Source organism: Paenibacillus sp. VCA1 (assembly GCF_031583795.1).
In the GTDB taxonomy this organism is placed as follows: domain Bacteria; phylum Bacillota; class Bacilli; order Paenibacillales; family Paenibacillaceae; genus Paenibacillus_AQ; species Paenibacillus_AQ albilobatus.
The window spans coordinates 671,387-688,676 of record NZ_JAVLSX010000001.1; the positions used below are offsets into that span (position 1 = coordinate 671,387).

16 protein-coding genes are annotated in these 17,290 nt (G+C 53.0%); 9 read left to right on the plus strand and 7 right to left on the minus strand.

Annotated features, from left to right (window positions below; translation table 11 throughout):
- Positions 1-63: 63 nt before the first annotated feature.
- A complete protein-coding gene (locus RJP21_RS02895; RefSeq protein WP_310858018.1) occupies positions 64-1,335 on the minus strand; it encodes a serpin family protein in 1,272 nt (423 codons plus the stop codon).
- 181 nt (positions 1,336-1,516) lie between these two features.
- Between RJP21_RS02895 and RJP21_RS02900 the strand changes: the two genes are divergently transcribed.
- The 3 genes from RJP21_RS02900 to RJP21_RS02910 all read left to right on the plus strand — a co-directional run bounded on the left by RJP21_RS02900 (position 1,517) and on the right by RJP21_RS02910 (position 3,743).
- Complete coding sequence (locus RJP21_RS02900; protein WP_310858019.1) at positions 1,517-1,993, plus strand: MarR family winged helix-turn-helix transcriptional regulator; 477 nt, start codon at positions 1,517-1,519, stop codon at positions 1,991-1,993.
- Positions 1,994-2,044: 51 nt separating this feature from the next.
- Positions 2,045-2,356 carry an ArsR/SmtB family transcription factor gene (locus RJP21_RS02905; protein WP_310858020.1) on the plus strand — a complete coding sequence of 104 codons (312 nt, stop codon included), beginning with the start codon at positions 2,045-2,047 and terminating at the stop codon, positions 2,354-2,356.
- 205 nt (positions 2,357-2,561) lie between these two features.
- Positions 2,562-3,743 (plus strand): MFS transporter, encoded by a 1,182-nt coding sequence (locus RJP21_RS02910; RefSeq protein WP_310858021.1) that lies wholly within the window; start codon positions 2,562-2,564, stop codon positions 3,741-3,743.
- 29 nt (positions 3,744-3,772) lie between these two features.
- Here the strand turns inward: RJP21_RS02910 and RJP21_RS02915 are convergent, their stop codons facing one another.
- Positions 3,773-4,507 carry a ZIP family metal transporter gene (locus RJP21_RS02915; RefSeq protein WP_310858022.1) on the minus strand — a complete coding sequence of 245 codons (735 nt, stop codon included), beginning with the start codon at positions 4,505-4,507 and terminating at the stop codon, positions 3,773-3,775.
- Positions 4,508-4,825: 318 nt separating this feature from the next.
- Positions 4,826-5,599: a peptidylprolyl isomerase gene (locus tag RJP21_RS02920; RefSeq protein WP_310858023.1), complete on the minus strand. Its 774-nt coding sequence runs from the start codon at positions 5,597-5,599 to the stop codon at positions 4,826-4,828.
- Between the two features lie 192 nt (positions 5,600-5,791).
- Between RJP21_RS02920 and RJP21_RS02925 the strand changes: the two genes are divergently transcribed.
- Positions 5,792-6,721, plus strand: coding sequence for a hypothetical protein (locus tag RJP21_RS02925; protein WP_310858024.1), 930 nt, complete (start codon positions 5,792-5,794; stop codon positions 6,719-6,721).
- Between the two features lie 39 nt (positions 6,722-6,760).
- Here RJP21_RS02925 and RJP21_RS02930 read toward each other — a convergent pair whose 3' ends face one another.
- Together RJP21_RS02930 and RJP21_RS02935 are read right to left on the minus strand one after the other, a co-directional pair.
- Positions 6,761-7,051 carry a hypothetical protein gene (locus RJP21_RS02930; RefSeq protein ID WP_310858025.1) on the minus strand — a complete coding sequence of 97 codons (291 nt, stop codon included), beginning with the start codon at positions 7,049-7,051 and terminating at the stop codon, positions 6,761-6,763.
- Positions 7,052-7,138: 87 nt separating this feature from the next.
- Complete coding sequence (locus tag RJP21_RS02935) at positions 7,139-8,419, minus strand: ArsB/NhaD family transporter (RefSeq protein ID WP_310858026.1); 1,281 nt, start codon at positions 8,417-8,419, stop codon at positions 7,139-7,141.
- A gap of 307 nt (positions 8,420-8,726) precedes the next feature.
- Here RJP21_RS02935 and RJP21_RS02940 point away from each other — a divergent pair, with 307 nt between their 5' ends.
- Together RJP21_RS02940 and RJP21_RS02945 are read left to right on the plus strand one after the other, a co-directional pair.
- Positions 8,727-10,418 (plus strand): glycoside hydrolase family 13 protein, encoded by a 1,692-nt coding sequence (locus RJP21_RS02940; RefSeq protein WP_310858027.1) that lies wholly within the window; start codon positions 8,727-8,729, stop codon positions 10,416-10,418.
- A 574-nt stretch (positions 10,419-10,992) separates the two neighbouring features.
- Positions 10,993-13,041 (plus strand): endonuclease MutS2, encoded by a 2,049-nt coding sequence (locus RJP21_RS02945; RefSeq protein ID WP_310858028.1) that lies wholly within the window; start codon positions 10,993-10,995, stop codon positions 13,039-13,041.
- Between the two features lie 110 nt (positions 13,042-13,151).
- On the opposite strand, the gene RJP21_RS02950 is transcribed toward RJP21_RS02945, so the two are convergent.
- Both RJP21_RS02950 and RJP21_RS02955 read right to left on the minus strand, forming a co-directional pair.
- Positions 13,152-13,631, minus strand: a complete 480-nt coding sequence (locus tag RJP21_RS02950; protein ID WP_310858126.1) for a GAF domain-containing protein — start codon at positions 13,629-13,631, stop codon at positions 13,152-13,154.
- Positions 13,632-13,869: 238 nt separating this feature from the next.
- On the minus strand, positions 13,870-14,886 hold the full coding sequence (locus RJP21_RS02955) for an alpha/beta hydrolase (RefSeq protein WP_310858029.1): 1,017 nt from the start codon (positions 14,884-14,886) through the stop codon (positions 13,870-13,872).
- A 310-nt stretch (positions 14,887-15,196) separates the two neighbouring features.
- Between RJP21_RS02955 and RJP21_RS02960 the strand changes: the two genes are divergently transcribed.
- The 3 genes from RJP21_RS02960 (at position 15,197) to RJP21_RS02970 (ending at position 17,174) form a co-directional block, all read left to right on the plus strand.
- Positions 15,197-15,928, plus strand: a complete 732-nt coding sequence (locus RJP21_RS02960; protein WP_310858030.1) for a DsbA family protein — start codon at positions 15,197-15,199, stop codon at positions 15,926-15,928.
- 30 nt (positions 15,929-15,958) lie between these two features.
- Positions 15,959-16,408, plus strand: a complete 450-nt coding sequence (locus RJP21_RS02965) for a disulfide oxidoreductase (protein ID WP_397386160.1) — start codon at positions 15,959-15,961, stop codon at positions 16,406-16,408.
- Positions 16,409-16,586: 178 nt separating this feature from the next.
- Positions 16,587-17,174 (plus strand): GNAT family N-acetyltransferase, encoded by a 588-nt coding sequence (locus tag RJP21_RS02970; protein ID WP_310858031.1) that lies wholly within the window; start codon positions 16,587-16,589, stop codon positions 17,172-17,174.
- The last annotated feature ends 116 nt before the right edge of the window (positions 17,175-17,290 follow it).

Consider the following 17,290-nt stretch of genomic DNA (forward strand, 5'->3'; position numbering starts at 1 on the left):
CTCAATAGATATTCCGTAACCCGTGACTGCGTTCCTTGTTATACGTTGATGATTGGTTCTGTTTTACGTCGGATTTCCGATCGTCCCCATAAACAGCCAGAGCCCGGTTTGGCCGTCTTCGATACAGAAGAAAAAAGGACGGTCCACGTTCATCTCGAACCGGCCCGCCGGCGGAGCCGAACCCGCCATGGCCATTTCCGTGACGGCTGCCGCTTCCGTGCCTTGCTCATTCACGTCAAGGACCATCTTGTGCAGCACGGAGGACACAAACAGCGGTTTGGCATCGGACATGGCGGTAAAATCGGCGGCGGCCGGGTCGAAAGCTTGCTTCATGCCCATGGCGACCAGCGCATCGTTTAGCTCTAGCGAAGATTCCGCTTTGAAGCGAGGAAGCCGGATTTCGCCGGAGGCATGTTCGAAACGGGCTTGCCAAGGGGAAGGGTCCTTGCGGATGCCCTTCATGACATCGGCGAGCGAATGCCCGCCTGCGGGAAGCACGATCAGCATGTTCAGCCGCCCGTCACCGTAGGGCAGGCGAATCGCTTGAGCTTCGGGCGTTTGCTTGAATTCGAACATACCGGTCTGCTCCATCATCGGCACTTGTTTGGTCGTTTGATCGCTTAGCGTAAAGTCGCCCTCCGTTGTGTCTTTCGGATCGAAAGGATTCTGCCAAGCGCCGTTAAAATAGACGGTATTCAGCAGAATCGCCACCGTGTTCCGATCGGGAGCCTGCTCGAGAATCGCCGGGATTTTGCCGCCCGTATGTTCGTTTACCCAGCCGTTGATCTCCTGGACGGTGCGCCCGTTTTCAAAATCCACGGCCTGAACGTCGGCTTGGTAGCTGTTTTCGGCCGTTTGAATAAAAAGTTCTTTCATTTCCACGCCTTTGCGGTACCAGACGGAATTGGCCGAATTCAACCGGACGCCCGACCCCGCATCCCCGAGAAGCGTATACAGCGTCCGGACCGAGGCGTTCGCCTGCTCCTTGCCGATCTGTTCGATGCCGAGCACCCGCGCCGTTTCTTCGGCGGTTTGTCCGCCGCTGCCCTGATAGGCTAACGATATAGCGGTAAAAATGCTATATGGGGATAATAGGATATTATCCCCCGGGTTTGCCGACTCCGCGAGCTTTTCATGGATCCGCAGACCGAGCCGATTTTGCGCCCGGATCAAGGCGGGATCGAGCTTGTCTGCCACCGTCTGCCTTTCGGCGAAGGAGAGGACATGGACGTTTTTTGCCTTTTCCGCGGAATCCGGCTGCCGGCCGGCGCAGGACGACAACAGGAGCAGCGAAGCGCAGAGCACGGGGAGCAGCGAAATTTTTTTTCGGATCATCGGGTTAAACCGCCTTCCATGTTCACATGATATTCATAGACGTTCCAGATCTTAGGAAGTTGCGCCTCAAAAACCCGTTCCCGATTTGATTCTCCCTGATCCCAGGCGGTATAATGAACATAGAAGTCAACTAAACTGACCAATTTTTAACTTTTACTTATAACAAGGAGTTGTGCTACTTATGCCCAAAACACCCCGTCGACACCAAGAGGATTTGGCATCATTGTTTTCGCTCGCCTTCAGCGCGTTGAATGAGGAACTGCATGAGCGCCTGAACGAGCTTGGATTCGGAGATATCCGGCCCACGCACGGTTTTTTGTTCCAGGGGCTGGTTCCGGACGGGGCCACGGCCAAAACGCTGGTTGAGCTTTTGGGTATATCCAAGCAGGCGGTGAGCCAGATGCTGGATTATTTGGAGGAGCGCGGCTATGTCGCCCGCAAACCGCATCCTTCGGATGGCAGAGGCAAGCTGGTGGTGCTTACGGAGCGCGGCCAGGCATTGATGAAAGCCAAGGAAAGCATTTATAACCACATTGAAAGCCAGTGGGGAGCCGTGATCGGCAACGATCGGCTGCAAATGATGCGTTCGGATTTGAAACGGATTATCCAGAGCGTAAGCGAAGGGGATTTGCCAAAGAAGCTTCGGCCTTCCTGGTAAACCATCGTTCGCGAATGCCTGAAAATATGATGCCAAAGGATCGAAAAATGAATGGAACCGTCTCTAATTTTAAAAGCTTTATCGAATGAAACACGTCGTCAAATATTGGCTTGGTTGAAACATCCGGAACGGCATTTCGATGAAACGCCTTACGTCCAACACGGGGTGCCCCAGCACATCGGCGCCTGCGTAAGCGACATTCAGGAAAAGGCCGGGCTGGCCCAATCCGTCGTCTCGAGTTATTTGCTCATGATGCAAAACGCCGGTTTGCTTGAAATGGAGCGGGTGGGAAAATGGACCTTTTACCGCCGCAACGAGAAAACCATCCAGGCTTTCGCCGATTATATCCGGAATGAATTGTAATGCCCATGAAAAAGGAGGAAGCTCCTTTTTTTTGCGTTAACATATTTACATATCTAGATAAATGGATGTATAATGTCGGAGGACTCAACGGCAGGTCAAACGGTCGGGAGGAGATCAAACACGTCAGAAGGGATTTTTTTGCGTTAACATATCCATATATATAGATATGTAGCTATGACTTTAATTGAATTGGAGAGAAAACAACATGAAAAGTAAAACAACGATGCTGATTATGATTTTGTCTTTGGGCGTTTTCGGCATCATCACGACCGAAATGGGAATCGTCGGCGTATTGCCCCAGGTAACGGAGAAATTCCATGTATCCGCATCGCAGGCGGGGCTGCTGGTCAGCATTTTTGCGCTGGTCGTCGCCGTTTCGGGTCCCTTTGCCACATTGCTTGCATCCGGCTTGAACCGCAAAGCGGTTTTAAGTTCGGCGGTGTTGATGTTTGCGGTTTCCAACGTGTTTTACGTGCTGACAAGCCGGTTTGACGTCCTGATGGTTTTCCGGATTATTCCGGCCTTGTTCCATCCGGTGTTTTTTTCGATTGCGCTTGTCACGGCCTCGCAGCTGGTTTCCCCGGAAAAAAGCGGGCAGGCGGTGACGAAGGTTTTTGCCGGCATCACGGTCGGTTTCGCGTTCGGCGTACCGCTGACTTCGTATTTGGCGGAGCAGGTGTCGCTGGAAACGGCCTTTTTGTTTGCGGCTGCGGTCAATTTGGTCGCGTTCATCGGCATTTTGGCGCTGATGCCGTCCATGCCCGCCCAAGAAAAAATGTCTTACGCCAAGCAGCTCGGCGTACTGCGCAAACCGGCCTTGTGGCTGAACGTTGCGGCGGTCTGCTGCATGTTTGCTGCCATGTTTTCGGTCTACAGCTATTTTGCCGAATACCTGGGGCAGGTCACGCGCATGAACGGCACATGGGTCAGCGCCATGCTGCTGGCGTTTGGCGTGATCATGATCGGCGGCAACTTCCTGTTCGGCGGTCTGCTGCAAAAAAATATGCTTGGCACGACAATGGCGTTTCCGCTGCTGTACCTCGTGTTGTATCTGCTCGTTTATGTCTTCGGGAGTTCTTTTCTTCCGATGCTGCCGGTCGTTTTTTTATGGGGCATCGTTCATTCCGGCGGTCTGATCGTCAGCCAGACGTGGCTGATGAGCGAGGTCAAGGAAGCGCCCGAATTCGGCAACAGCCTGTTTGTTTCATTTTCCAATTTGGGCATTACGCTCGGCTCATCCGCGGGCGGTTGGTTCATTTCCCGTTTCGGCATCCACCAGCTCATTTGGTGCGGCATGCTTTTTGCGGCGATGGGGCTCGTTTTGATCGTAACCAAGGCGAAAATATTCGGCGTATCCCGGAGGCCGTCCGCTGCGGTCATCGATTGAGCGTACCGGCTATATTATGAACGAATGCCTTAACGCAGCAGATGGGTCAGCCCAATCATCGTCAGCAGGCCGAAAATGAAAGAAAACGTCGCTGCCCGTTCATTGCCGTCCCCGTGGCTTTCGGGAATCAGCTCTTTATAAACGACAAACAGCATGGCCCCGGCGGCAAAGGCCAGGCCGTAAGGGACGACGGCATGGAAGGTTTCGGTGAAGCGAAGTCCGGCCCAGCAGGCGGCAAGCTCCAGGACGCCGGTAAAGGCGGCCAAGAGCAGCGCCCAACGCCGGCGCATCCCATGGGTGATCAGAAACAAGGCGGTGAGAAAGCCCTCCGGAATATTTTGCAGACCGATGCTGAGCGCGACGATCGTCCCCAGATCCTGGTTGGTGCTGCCGTAGCTGACTCCGACGGAAAGCCCCTCCGGCAGGTTGTGCAGCGCCATCGCGGAAAGGAACATGAGAGAGCTTGTCCGGTCGTTATTTTCGCCGTGCAGGGCATGTCCCGGATCCTGATGGGGAATAAGCAGCTCCATCAAGGTGAGTATCACGGTACCCAGAATCGTGCCGGCAGTCAGAATCCAAAGGTTCGATAATTTCAGCGCGGCCGGGATGAGGCCATACGTCGAAGCGGCCACCATGATGCCTGCGGTAAACGCGAGCAGGATATCCCTTCCCCGATGCGTGACGTTGCTAAACAGGAGCGCCGGCAGCGCGCCTATGGCAGTGCAGATGGAAGTCGCCAGACTTCCCAGCAAAATGGTGTTCATCTTGTCCTCCTTTTGGTATGGCTGACTGCCGAAAATCTCACTTGTACAACCATATGATCCAGCGTCGGACTCTATTCGCAAAAGAAATTCTTTCATGATCGTCGGGATTCTTTAGGGAGTTGCGGCGCAAGGCGCAAATTCCGATAGGGCGTGGTAGATTTGTAGATTTCCATCGCAATCCAAATAAAATAACCCCGCAAAGCGGGGCCTTGGCTTCGAAGCTGATTCAGGTGCTTTAGCGGGGAGCCCCGAAATTTATATACGCTATAATGTACAAAACGCCCCGCAGCTCAATGGCTGCAGGGCGCTTTTTGTCATTTATTTCTCTTTGATTGTAATGCCGTCGATCGTTACTTTTTCGGTTGGTTTGCTGTTTTCATCCGTGTCCGGATTTACTTCGACCGGCGTGGCGGCGATCTTTTTCACGACGTCCATGCCGCTGGTAATTTTGCCGAAAATGGTGTAATTCGGAATCTGGTTCAAATCCTTGCTGTCCTCGCCCGTGCAGATGAAAAACTGGCTGCCGTTCGTGTTCGGCCCGGCGTTTGCCATCGCGACGATTCCCGGCTCGTATTTGTAGCTCGTTTTTTCATCCTCGAAGGCATATCCCGGACCGCCCGCGCCGGTTCCCGTCGGGTCGCCGGTTTGAATCATAAACGATTCGATAATGCGGTGGAAAATGACGCCGTCGTAAAAGCCTTGCTTGGACAGGAACACGAAGTTGTTGACGGTTTTCGGCGCGTCTTTTGCGAACAGCTGGATCGTAAACGTGCCTTTGGACGTTTTGACTTCGGCCTCATAGGTTTTGCTCGTATTAATTTGCATCGCCGGCGGGCTGGTCCATCTTTTTGTTTTTGTAGAGGCGTTCGTATCTTTATTCGTTGTTTCCTGTGATGCGTTCGTATCTTTATCCGTTGTCTCCTGAGATGCGTTGCTATCCTTATCTTTCGCATTGTCCTGCGGCTGCTGCGTTTCCTGCGTTTGATTCTGGCTGGCCTCGGACGATGCTACAGGTTTTTTGCCGCAGCCGCCGAGAACGAGCATGGCCACGATCATGATGATGAGCGGGAAATAAGCTTTTTTTAGTTTCATGAATGGGATGTTCACTCCTTATGCATTTTCACTATGTCTTATGATAGCGATTTTTCGCGGCAAAATCTAGCGCGCCCCTTTTGGGCCCGTTCCTTCGGCAAAAAACGGTTGTTTCCGCTTTTCTTGAAACTTCTCCCAAGACGTAACGTTTAAACAGGTAATGAATGTAAAAATTGACATGGAGGGATGCGGATGTTCGAGGCGGCAAATGCCCGTCTGACGGAGCTGAAGGAGAGCCTAAGGAACAAAACCAAATGGGAGAAACGCCTTCAGGAGCTGAAAGCGGAGCGGGAGGAACGCGAACGGGAAGCGGATCGCTGGAAGCAGAGGCTCGCGGACGAGGAAAAGGACGTGGAACGCTTGACCGGAGCTTCCTTATCCGGGTTGTTCTTCGGCCTCATCGGCAAAAAAGAGGAAAAGCTGGAGCGCGTACAGCTCGAGGTGCTGGAGGCGAAAGCGAAATACGATGCGGCGGTGCGGGCCGTCGAAGACATCACCAAGCAATGCCAGGAAACCGATAAGCTGCTCCGGGAGGTGCGTTATTCGGAATTCGAATATGAACGGATTTTGCAGGAAAAAGAACAAGCCATTTTGCGGCAGCACGGGGAGCTGTCGGAGCTGGCGGAGCGGCAGGCGGACTTGACGATACATCTGAAGGAAATGAAGGAGGCCGTGCAGGCGGGCCGCTCCGTCCTCCATGATATGGAACAGGCTCGGGATTATTTGCAGTCCGCCCGCAATTGGGGCACTTACGACATGCTTGGCGGCGGCATGCTGTCCACGCACATCAAACATAACAAAATCGACGAGGCCATGGGCTACATTCATGATGCGCAGACCAGCTTGCGCCGGTTCGGCAAAGAGCTGAAGGACGTAGAAATGCATCTGTCCATCGAAATCGACATCGGCAGCTTTTTACGGTTTTCGGATTATTTTTTCGACGGGTTCATTTCCGACTGGATGGTGCAGGGAAGGATCAACGATACGCTGTCGCAGGTAGAGGAGAAGCTGGATGCGGTCAAAGGCATCGTTCGCCAGATCGAAGCGGAGCAGCGCAGCTTGGAAGCGCGCCTGGCAGACGTGAAAAGAAGATACGAATACGTGATCGAAACGGCGGAATGACCTGCATGCATGAAAAAAGGAGGGCGATTGCCCTCCAAACTACGTTACATCTTCCTTCCATTCGACGCTGCGGAGCAAACCATGCTTCATCAGCGCAAGCACGAAATCGACGTAATAGTCTTTCCGCACGATGGCGCCATACTCATGGTTTTTATAGACGTAAAACAGCGCGTCGGTGTATACGTCGTTGTCTTCGAAGTGCTTCCGAATCTCACGCAGACGGTTCAAATAAGGCTCTTCCTGAAGCAGACGGATGCGAAATTCGACATCCTCTCCGTTGACGGTTTCCGTGATGCTGGCAACATCCTCGTTGCAGCGGTAAATCAGCATGCGGGCGCCTCCATTTCGGTCAAGTTTTCTCCATACTTCATTTATCCCCATGATTCCGGCCGATTAGAACCCGGTCCATCATCCTCATCACATTAAATATCTAAGATATACATATGCGCTGGACAAAACGATCGACAAAATCATGATCGGGAAGCCGTATTTCAAAAACGTCGTAAATTTCAACGGGTATCCTTCCTTGGCCGCCATGCCGGCCACGATCAGGTTGGCGCTGGCGCCGATCAGCGTGCCGTTCCCGCCCAGGCAGGCGCCAAGCGCGAGAGACCACCACAGCGGCTCGAGATTGCTGATTCCCATGCTGCCCATATCCTGAATCATCGGGATCATCGTGGCAACAAACGGGATATTGTCGACAAACGCCGAGGCGATTGCGCTTAACCATAAAATAAGCATCGAGGTTGAGGTTAGGTTGCCCCCGGTGAGTGCAACCGCCTTCTCGGCCAAAGTGGAAATGACGCCGGTTTCGATCAATCCCGCAACAAGCACGAACAATCCTACAAAGAAAAAGATCGTCGGCCACTCGACCTTGGCGAATGCTTCCTCCAGCATATGTTCCCCGGTCAGGATCAAAAGCAGGAAAGCTCCGGCCAATGCGACGGTGGCGGATTCGATATGCACGAGCTGATGGATAAAAAATCCGACGATGGTCAGCCCGAGCACGGCAAGGCATTTGATCAGCAGCTTTTTGTTCGTCAGCAATTCCTTTTCATCGAGATCCATGATGCTTTGCATCAGTTCAGGCGTCGTTTTGATCTGCTTGCGGAAGAGCAGGACGAAAATCGGCACCAACAGTGCAAGGAGAATCACTGCAATCGGCGCCAGGTTCTGGATAAACGCCATAAACGTCAGCTCTTTGACCGCGCTTCCGATCATGATGTTCGGCGGATCGCCGATCAAGGTGGCCGTGCCGCCGACATTGGAGGCAATGATTTGCGTGATCAGGAAAGGCAGCGGATTGACCCGAAGCTGGCGTGTAATACTAAACGTAACCGGCACCATCAGCAAGACGGTGGTCACATTGTCCAAAAATGCCGATCCGAGCGCCGTCAGCAGCATCAGCGCGATCAGGATGGCGAGCGGGCGGCCTTTCGCTTTTTTCGCGGCCCAGACGGCGATGTATTTGAACAGGCCCGTCTCCGCCGTAATGTTCACGATAATCATCATCCCGATGAGCAGCCCAAGCGTGTTGAAATCGATATGATGGATGGCCGTTTCCTGGCTCACGATCCCGCAAATCACCATCAGCACGCCGCCGATCATGGCGATGATCGTACGGTGGATTTTTTCCGAAATAATCAGTGCATACGCAACCAAAAAAATGACGATAGCCCAAATTGCTTGTTGTTCCATAAGGTTCCTCCCCGTTCTTTTCTAGATGCAGTCCGTAAAAAATAGCATGGTCATTTGTACATGATCCGATTCCTCCTTTGGTCACAGGAGAAGATTGCCGCATACGGACTCCAAAAAAGACGAGAAGGCTAAAAAAGACAAAAGGAGCCCGCGCGTGGCAGGCTCCTCCAAATGTTATTCTATGCGATTTGAAACACCAGTTGCCCCTCATATGAAAGGGAATTTGAAAATTAGTGTACATCTATTATAAACGGATTCCGCCGGGTTGTAAAGATAAGCCGCCTGATGCGCAAGGAAGGAGACGGATATGAAGAAAACATGGTGGAAGGAAAGCGTCGTGTACCAAATCTATCCGATCAGTTTTATGGATTCGAACGGGGACGGGATCGGCGATTTGCGCGGGATTCTGTCGAAACTCGATTACTTGAAGGAACTCGGGATCGATGTCATCTGGCTTTGTCCCATCTATAAGTCGCCGAATCACGATAACGGTTATGACATCAGCGACTACAAGGACATTATGAAGGAATTCGGCACGATGGAGGATTTTGACGAGCTGCTGCGGGAAGCCCATGCCCGAGGTCTTAAAATCATGATGGATCTCGTACTGAACCATACTTCGGACGAGCATCCGTGGTTTATCGAATCGCGGTCGTCGAAGGATAACCCGAAAAGGGATTATTACATATGGCGCAAAGGGAAAAACGGCGGTCCTCCAAACAACTGGGAATCGTATTTCAGCGGTTCGGTCTGGGAATACGACGAAACGACGGACGAATATTACCTGCATCTGTATTCGAAACACCAGCCGGACTTGAACTGGGAAAACCATGAGGTTGTCGACTGCATGCATGAGATGGTCGAGTGGTGGCTGAAAAAAGGGGTGGACGGCTTCCGCCTCGACGCCATCGCGCATATCGCCAAAGCCGTCGGCCTGCCGGACGGGGACAATCCGCATCATTTGCCGACGGTCCGGGCCTACGAGCTGTTTTCCAACTTGGAGCATGTACATACGCTGCTGCATCAGCTGTATTCGCAGGTGCTGTTCCACTACGATATTATGACGGTGGGCGAAACTTCCGGCCTGGGGCCGGAAGAGGCTTTGTGCTATGTCGGCGATACGCGGGGAGAACTGAACATGGTGTTTCAATTCGAGCATATGCAGCTTGACGCTCTCTCCGGAGGTTCGGGAAAATGGGACATTCGTCCGTGGAGCCTGCTTGACCTGAAAAAGGTCATGAGCAATTGGCAGACCGTTTTGCATGACCAGGGCTGGAACGCCAACTATTGGTGCAATCATGACCAGCCGCGGCCGGTCTCCCGATTCGGGGACGACGGCAAATACCGGGTGGAATCGGCCAAAATGCTGGCCACCTACATGCACATGCTGGAAGGAACGCCGTATATTTATCAAGGCGAGGAGATCGGCATGACCAACATCGCCTTCGATTCGATCGACGACTACCGGGACGTGGAGACGCATAATTTTTACCGGGATCAATTGAAGCGGGGGGCGCCTAAGGAAAAAGTGATGGAGGCGATCCGCAAAAAGAGCAGGGACAACGCCAGAACGCCGATGCAATGGGACGGAACCCAAGAAGCGGGTTTTACGGAAGGCAAACCATGGATTGCCGTGAACCCGAATTTCCGCGAAATCAATGTCGAGGCGGCGCTGAAGGATCCCGATTCGATTTTTTATTACTATAAAAAGCTAATTGCGCTTCGCAAGGAGCATGAGGTGATCGTGTACGGGAAATACGAGCTGCTGCTGCCGGACGACCCGGAAATATACGTATACACGCGGACGCTGGATGATGCGAAGCTGCTTGTCATTTTGAATTTTTTCGGCGGAGAGCCGGAGCTGGAGCTGCCGCAGGGACTGAACTTGTCCGAAAAAGAGCTGCTGATTTCCAATTACGACGTTTCAGGGGAAGACGATCTCGGCTTGGCCTTCCGTTTGCGCCCCTATGAAGCCCGGGTGTACATGCTTCGGGCATAAAGGCTTGACATCGATGAAAAATATTGTTAAGTTTACCTCATCCTCATCCAAAGGAGAGATTTTGATGTCGGTGGTTGTTCTTAACTAATCCAATTCCATACGAAGACCGCTCGAAAAGACCGGGTCAAGCTTGCCTGTTAAGGCAGCTTTATTTCCTTGCGCCTTTTCAAGCTGAACGGCAGGACGAAGCTGTACGCATGCTTTACGTCTGTTTCGTTCGCGCGGTCATGGAAAATAGTTAAGAACACGCGAAGCATCAAACGGCGCCTTGGCTGCTGTTTCTTTCTTTGTTATTCATAAAAGTATCTTCGTTATGCGGCGATTGCGGCAGCGAGGAACTTTTTGACGACCGTGCTCTTGCAGCACGGTTTTTTTGCGTTCATAGGGGGCTTTATCGTTAGCGGCTGATTCATAATCAAGCCGGCGACCCCGTCGCAATAACAGGGAAATGAAGCGGCAGAAAACAAAGGGACAAAGAACTCGCGCGTAGCGTTCTTTGTCCCTTTTTGCATTTTGGAATGGGACTGAAGCGCCTGTTCCGAATCGAAACCATTCATTAGGAGGCTCACATGTTATGGATAACATGACAATGAACATGCTGGAGTATGACAGAGTGAAAGAAATGCTGCGGGAATATGCGGTGTCCTACGCAGGAAGGAAACATATCGACGAACTGATGCCCGGGAATCACCTGCGGGCGATCGAAGCGGCGCTGAAGGAAACGGCGGAAGCGAAGGCGCTGCTGGAGAAAGGGGCGAGCGTGCCGCTGCCGTCGCTGGAAGGAATAGAGCACATCGTTTCGCTGCTGCACACGGGGTATTTGTTTACGGAGCAGGACTTTGCGGCGGTGCAGACGTTTTTGCACAGCTGCGGCCAGCTGATGAAATATATGGCGGGCAAACGGGACGTTGCGCCTACCGTCAGCAGTTACGCCTTATCGATGCAGGAGCTGCCGCGGCTGAAAAGCGAGATCGAACGCTGCATACGCTTCGGCAAGGTGGATGACCAGGCGAGCAAGCAGCTCGAGAAGATCCGGAAAAAGATCGCCGTGGTCAAAGAACGGATCCAGAAAAAAATGAGCTCGATCCTGTCCCGGCACGGGTCGATTTTGCAGGAGCATCTGATCAGCGTCCGGGGCGGGCGGTACGTCGTGCCGGTCAAGCGGGAGTACCATAAGCAAATCAAAGGCGCGGTGCTCGACCAGTCCACCAGCGGACAAACGGTGTTCGTCGAGCCGGAGGAAATTTCGCAGCTTCAGACCGAGCTTGGGATGCTGGAAGCGGATGAGGCCCGGGAGGAAGGCGTGGTGCTCAGCATGCTGACGGGCTTGCTGGAAGCTTCGGGCGCGGATCTGCTATTGAACATCGACATTACGGGAAACTACGATTTTATTTTCGCCAAAGCCAAATATGGCCGCTCCATTGAAGGGCGGATCGTACAGCTGAGTGACAGGGGATTTATCCGGCTTCGGGGAGCCAAACATCCGCTTATGCTGAAAACGATGGTGCCGCTCCAGCTGGAGCTCGGAAACGGCTACCGCTCGCTGATCATTACCGGACCGAATACGGGGGGCAAAACCGTAGCGCTGAAGACGCTCGGGCTGCTGACCTTGATGGTTCAATCCGGATTGCTTGTGCCCGTGGAGGAGGGCAGCATATTCGCCGTATTCGATAAGGTCATGACGGCGATTGGCGACGGACAGAGCATCGAGCAATCGCTTAGCACGTTCTCCGCCCAAATCCGCAGGCTGATCGCGATGGTGGAGACGGCGGACCGTTCTACGCTGCTTCTGATCGACGAGCTTGCCGCCGGGACCGATCCCGGAGAAGGCATGTCGCTTTCGATCGCGATTTTGGAGGAATTGAACCGGAGAGGGGGGATGATGATGGTCACGACCCATTTTAACGAATTAAAGGGGTTTGCTTCCCGCACCCCGGGTTTTCAAAACGCAAGGATGGAATTCGACGTTAACACGCTTGAACCGCTCTACCGCCTGACGATCGGCGAATCCGGCCAAAGTTACGCCATCGAAATCGCCACTAAACTCGGCATGCCTTACGGCATCACCCAGCGGTCCAGAGATATTTTGCAAAGCCAAAGAACGGTATTGGCAGCGCCGGGAACAGAAAGCGGAACGCCCGCCACGGTTACGGATAGCAGCCCACCCCCGATGGCGGACGACCTCGGGGGTGGGCCTCGGCATCATGAAGATGGGCCGCTGCCTGAAGATGACGAAAACCGACATCTGGCAGAGCGGGAGGGCAAAGGCGATCGAAATAGGGAACAGCCGGAAGTGAACTCAGCCGAAACGGAAGCAGAAGAAGCGGCAAAACCGCGGAAGCTTGAAGTGGGAGACGCGGTATATGTCAGCTCGCTTCAGCGCGTCGGGATCGTGTACCAGGAAGAAGACGCAAAGGGCATGGTGGGGGTCATGGTCCAGAAGCAAAAGCTGAAGATCAACCAGAAGCGGCTGAAGCTGTATATTGAGAAGGGAAATCTTTACCCGGAGGATTATGACTTCGACATCATTCTCGACAGCAAGGAAAACCGGAAAAAAAACAAATTGATGCAGAAAAAACATGTGGAGGGCTTAACGATCATTCGCAAACCGGAAGACATGTAACTGGCGTCAGGCGGGGGACGCGTGATCAAATCATGCGGGTTCCCCGAAATCAAACAAAAAAAGAAGCGGCTTTTTCGCTGACGCGAAAGGCCGCCTCTTAAAACGGAAAATTACAATGTTGAAATGATGATTTCGGCAAACTGCTCCAAAAACTGCTGCTCCTCGCGATCGAAGCGCCCTTTGAGCGGGCTGTCGATGTCGAGTACGCCCAGCAGCTTTCCGTTCTTGACGAGCGGAACGACGATTTCGCTGTTCGATGCCGCGTCGCAGGCAATATGTCCCGGAAACTCGTGAACATCGTCCACGACGATCGTTCTGCGTTCGGCTGCCGCCGTGCCGCATACGCCGCGGTTCAGCGGAATGCGGATGCATGCCGGAAGACCTTGGAATGGACCAAGCACCAGCTCTTGCCCGTCGTACAAATAAAAGCCTACCCAGTTGATATCCGGCAAAAAGCTGTTCAGCAGCGCCGATGCATTGGCCAGATTGGCGATGGAGCTGGGTTCATCGTGAATGAGAGATTTCAGTTGTTCCAGAACGGCCGCAAACTGCTCGCTCCGGTTTCCTTCATAGGGAAGTGCTTGAAACATCATACTCCACCTTTCTTTTAACCGTTGGTTAATTATAAAAGATAGTATACAGGAATGGCCTCCGCGTCAAGCAAAAGATGCTATGCGCTTGAAGCGAGGATCAAATTTTGGATATTTATTCCATGTGGAGCTGCAATTATTCGGCCGATGCAGCAAAAATCCCCCCTTCGGTATATGACGGAGGGGGATTTTTTTGCGGTAATTTGTTGCGCGTGAACGGATAAATACCAAGCCGGGCCTAACCATTAGGGGCTTCCGTCAATTCGAATCCGCCATAATCCGCTTTTTCCGGCCATGGAAGCACCACGGCCTGCTCCGGGGCTTCCGCCGGATTGCCTGCGCCCGCCAGCGCTTCGCGCACAAATTGCTGCACCGACCGTTTGTACAGGACGGGGTCGGCATCCAACGCAAAGCCGTGCGTCGCGTCCTGGACAAGCAGAAGCTTTTTCGTTCCCGTTTTGGCGGCGAACAGATCCTCGCTCATGGACGGCGGGATATAATCATCCCTGGTGCCATGGATAAACATGACGGGCACGCTGCTGCTTTGCACGGTGCGGACCGGGCTGACCTGCTTCAGCGAAAACCCCGCCTTTTTGCGCAGCCGGACGTTGACCAAAGGGAGGAACACGGCGGCAGGGATGTGGTTTAAGCGCTGCATTTGATGGTGCATCAGACGCGTCAAATCGGAATAAGGGCAGTCGGCGATGACGAATTTGGCGTCGGCTTCCGGCAGCGACAAATATTCCAGCACGGTGCCGCCTCCAAGCGAAACGCCGTGAAGGCCGATGATGCAGTTTTGGCCGTACGTCTTTTTAATGAATCGCACCCAGGCCGCGACGTCGTGTTTTTCATGGTAGCCGTATGTCGTGTATTTGCCTTCGCTGTTGCCGTGCCGGCGCTGGTCGATGAGCAGCAGGTTGAATCCTTCCTCGCGGAACATTTCCATAAACGGAATGGATGCGGGCAGGGAAGTGGTATACCCGTGCACGAGAATGACCCATTTGGCCGAAGGCTGCTCCGTTTTGACGACAACTCCGTTCAGTCGGAGGCCGTCATGGCTTCTGATCTCGACGTTTTCCTTTTTCAGCGGCTCGTAATAATCGCGGAAGCGGGCGCCTGCCTGTTCGAAAGCTTCAAAAATCTGCTGGTAACTTAACGCTTTCATTTGCGTCATTTGTATGAATGCATATTGGGTAATACCTGCGGCCGCAAGCGCGGCAACCGCTGCAATCAGGACGATGACCCACCATTCCAATTCCGCTCACCTCCATGATGGCTATTGATCGATAGGGCATTAGTATATGCGTTTTTAACCAATTTTAACCGCAAAAGGCGACGCCGCCTACCAAAAAAATGGATAAAATCTGACGAATTCGGGAAGAGGGCGTCTGTAACGGCAAGATCCTTTCCCAATGATATAGCCTTTCAAAGAGCAAGATGCTAGAATAAAGTGGACATGCAGCATTTTTTTGCAGCCATTATGCAGCTATTATAAGGAAGAAACCAAAAAATCATGCCAAGTCGCCTCGAACTTTGGTTCGAAGAGAGGAGAGGGTCGGCAATTTATGAAAGCCAAGAAAAAGCCGGGAAATACAATCGCGCAGAGACAGGCCCAAAGGGAGCAGCAGGAGAAGCGCATGAAGCGGGTCATGTGGATCACGGGCGCATGCATCGTCGTATTGGTGCTGCTGCTGATCATCATCAGACCGGGTTCATCGTCCAAGGAAGGCAACTTCGACTACAGCTCCATGCCTGTGCTCGGCAATCCGGATGCACCGGTCAAAATCGTGGAAATGGGCGATTACAAATGTCCAAGCTGCCAGTATTTTACCCAAGATATCTCGCCGCAGCTGAAAAAAGACTTCATCGATACGGGCAAAGCCGCCCTGTACTTCAGCAATTATCTCATTATCAGTCCGGAAGCGGATTCCAATACCGCCGCCTTGGCCGCGCAGTCCGTGTTCCATCAGAACAAGGATGAATTCTGGAAATATTACGAGGCGATTTACAGAAACCAAGGAGACGAAAACACCGAGTGGGCAACGCCGGATTTCCTGGTGAACCTCGCCCGCACGGAGAACATCAAGGTTGATTACGACCAGCTCCGCAAGGATATCGACGAAAAAACGTATCAAAAAGAAATCGACAGCCAAAACGCTTTGGCGCGGAAACTGAACGTCATGAGCACGCCGACGTTGTTCGTTAACGGGGAGATGGCTTCCGAAAAAGCCTCCATGAACTATCCCGTGCTGAAACCGTTTATCGAGAAGAAGCTGGCCGAGCAAAATAAAGAATGACGAAACTTTGGAGAAAAAGGAGTTAAAACGATGGGAGGCAATCGTTTCTTGGCGTCTATACGTCCGTATGCCCTGTACATGGCTTGGATTGTATCCATCGTGGCTGTGGGCGGAAGCTTGTACTTAAGCGAAGTCATGCGTTACGAGCCATGCAAGCTGTGCTGGTTTCAGCGGATTTTCATGTATCCGGAGGTCATCCTGCTCGGGATTGCAAGCTACAAGAACGACCGCAAAATCATCCCCTATGCCATGACGCTCAGCGTCATCGGGGGCTGCATCTCCATCTACCATTATCTGGAGCAGAAAATTCCGGCGTTGGCCAAAGCCCTTCCGTGCACCGTCGGGATTCCGTGTAATTTCGATTACTTGAACTGGTTCGGATTCATCACCATTCCGCTTCTCGCCTTGATTGCGTTCATCCTCATCGTCCTGCTGCTTTGGGCGGGACGCGAACCGAAGGATAACGCACAGGAAGCCTAAGCATGTCGCAAGCGCTTGCCCGCCAACCGGCGAAACCGGACGGGACAAGCGCTTTTTTCAAACGTGCCGGCGCATACAGCCGTTGAAAACTATCGCGGCTGGGTCACAGATGGGGGAAGTTCGTTTATTTGCGAGTGGCGCGCATACAGCCATTTTTTTATCTAAGGAGGGACAAGATATGCTATACCGCTGCGAAGGCAGCATTCCGGAACTCGAGGGAGAGCGCGTCATCCTGCGCCGTCTTTCCGCCCGGGATGCGCAAGCGATGTACGAATGTTGGGCCGACCCCGAGGTGAGGCGGTATGCGGATCTTCCCGACATGCCGAATGCGGAGGCCGCGGCGGAAATGATCGGCCTGCTTAACCGTCTATCCCTGACCGACGACGGCTTGAGGTGGGGGATTCATGCGTCGGACGGCGGATTGATCGGCAGCTGCGGTTTGAACTGGTGGCAGCTTGAGGGAGCTTACCGCGGGGAAATCGGCTGCGAGCTGGCAAGCGCTTATTGGGGCCGCGGTTACATGCGGGAAGCCGTCGGCCTTCTCATCGACTACGCTTTCGGAGAGATGGGGCTAAACCGCCTGGAAGCGTTGGCCGATCCCCGCAACGAACGTGCCGGACGGTTGTTTCATGCGCTCGGATTTACGCTGGAAGGGCGGCTCCGGCAGTACCGGCATACGGATCAGGGTTTCGTGGATGCCGATATGCACGCGCTGCTGCGCCCGGATTGGAGGTTTCATTCGGAAATTTTGAGGATTAGGAGTTGACATGGAATGGAAACCTTATCAAAATCAAATAGAAACCGCCTGATGCGAATACAACATATATGATGACGATCGGGAACTCGCGCAGCGGAAGGAGCCGCCATTGGGTTCCCCGCAAG

What these genes read in the sequence shown, in the direction of transcription:
- RJP21_RS02900 (WP_310858019.1), top strand. Translation starts at nt 1,517, where the DNA reads ATGCCCAAAACACCCCGTCGACACCAAGAGGATTTGGCATCATTGTTT.
- RJP21_RS02935 (WP_310858026.1), bottom strand. Translation starts at nt 8,419, where the DNA reads ATGGAACAACAAGCAATTTGGGCTATCGTCATTTTTTTGGTTGCGTAT.
- RJP21_RS02905 (WP_310858020.1), top strand. Translation starts at nt 2,045, where the DNA reads ATGGAACCGTCTCTAATTTTAAAAGCTTTATCGAATGAAACACGTCGT.
- RJP21_RS02940 (WP_310858027.1), top strand. Translation starts at nt 8,727, where the DNA reads ATGAAGAAAACATGGTGGAAGGAAAGCGTCGTGTACCAAATCTATCCG.
- RJP21_RS02895 (WP_310858018.1), bottom strand. Translation starts at nt 1,335, where the DNA reads ATGATCCGAAAAAAAATTTCGCTGCTCCCCGTGCTCTGCGCTTCGCTG.
- RJP21_RS02925 (WP_310858024.1), top strand. Translation starts at nt 5,792, where the DNA reads ATGTTCGAGGCGGCAAATGCCCGTCTGACGGAGCTGAAGGAGAGCCTA.
- RJP21_RS02965 (WP_397386160.1), top strand. Translation starts at nt 15,959, where the DNA reads ATGGGAGGCAATCGTTTCTTGGCGTCTATACGTCCGTATGCCCTGTAC.
- RJP21_RS02950 (WP_310858126.1), bottom strand. Translation starts at nt 13,631, where the DNA reads ATGTTTCAAGCACTTCCCTATGAAGGAAACCGGAGCGAGCAGTTTGCG.
- RJP21_RS02930 (WP_310858025.1), bottom strand. Translation starts at nt 7,051, where the DNA reads ATGCTGATTTACCGCTGCAACGAGGATGTTGCCAGCATCACGGAAACC.
- RJP21_RS02915 (WP_310858022.1), bottom strand. Translation starts at nt 4,507, where the DNA reads ATGAACACCATTTTGCTGGGAAGTCTGGCGACTTCCATCTGCACTGCC.
- RJP21_RS02920 (WP_310858023.1), bottom strand. Translation starts at nt 5,599, where the DNA reads ATGAAACTAAAAAAAGCTTATTTCCCGCTCATCATCATGATCGTGGCC.
- RJP21_RS02960 (WP_310858030.1), top strand. Translation starts at nt 15,197, where the DNA reads ATGAAAGCCAAGAAAAAGCCGGGAAATACAATCGCGCAGAGACAGGCC.
- RJP21_RS02970 (WP_310858031.1), top strand. Translation starts at nt 16,587, where the DNA reads ATGCTATACCGCTGCGAAGGCAGCATTCCGGAACTCGAGGGAGAGCGC.
- RJP21_RS02910 (WP_310858021.1), top strand. Translation starts at nt 2,562, where the DNA reads ATGAAAAGTAAAACAACGATGCTGATTATGATTTTGTCTTTGGGCGTT.
- RJP21_RS02945 (WP_310858028.1), top strand. Translation starts at nt 10,993, where the DNA reads ATGGATAACATGACAATGAACATGCTGGAGTATGACAGAGTGAAAGAA.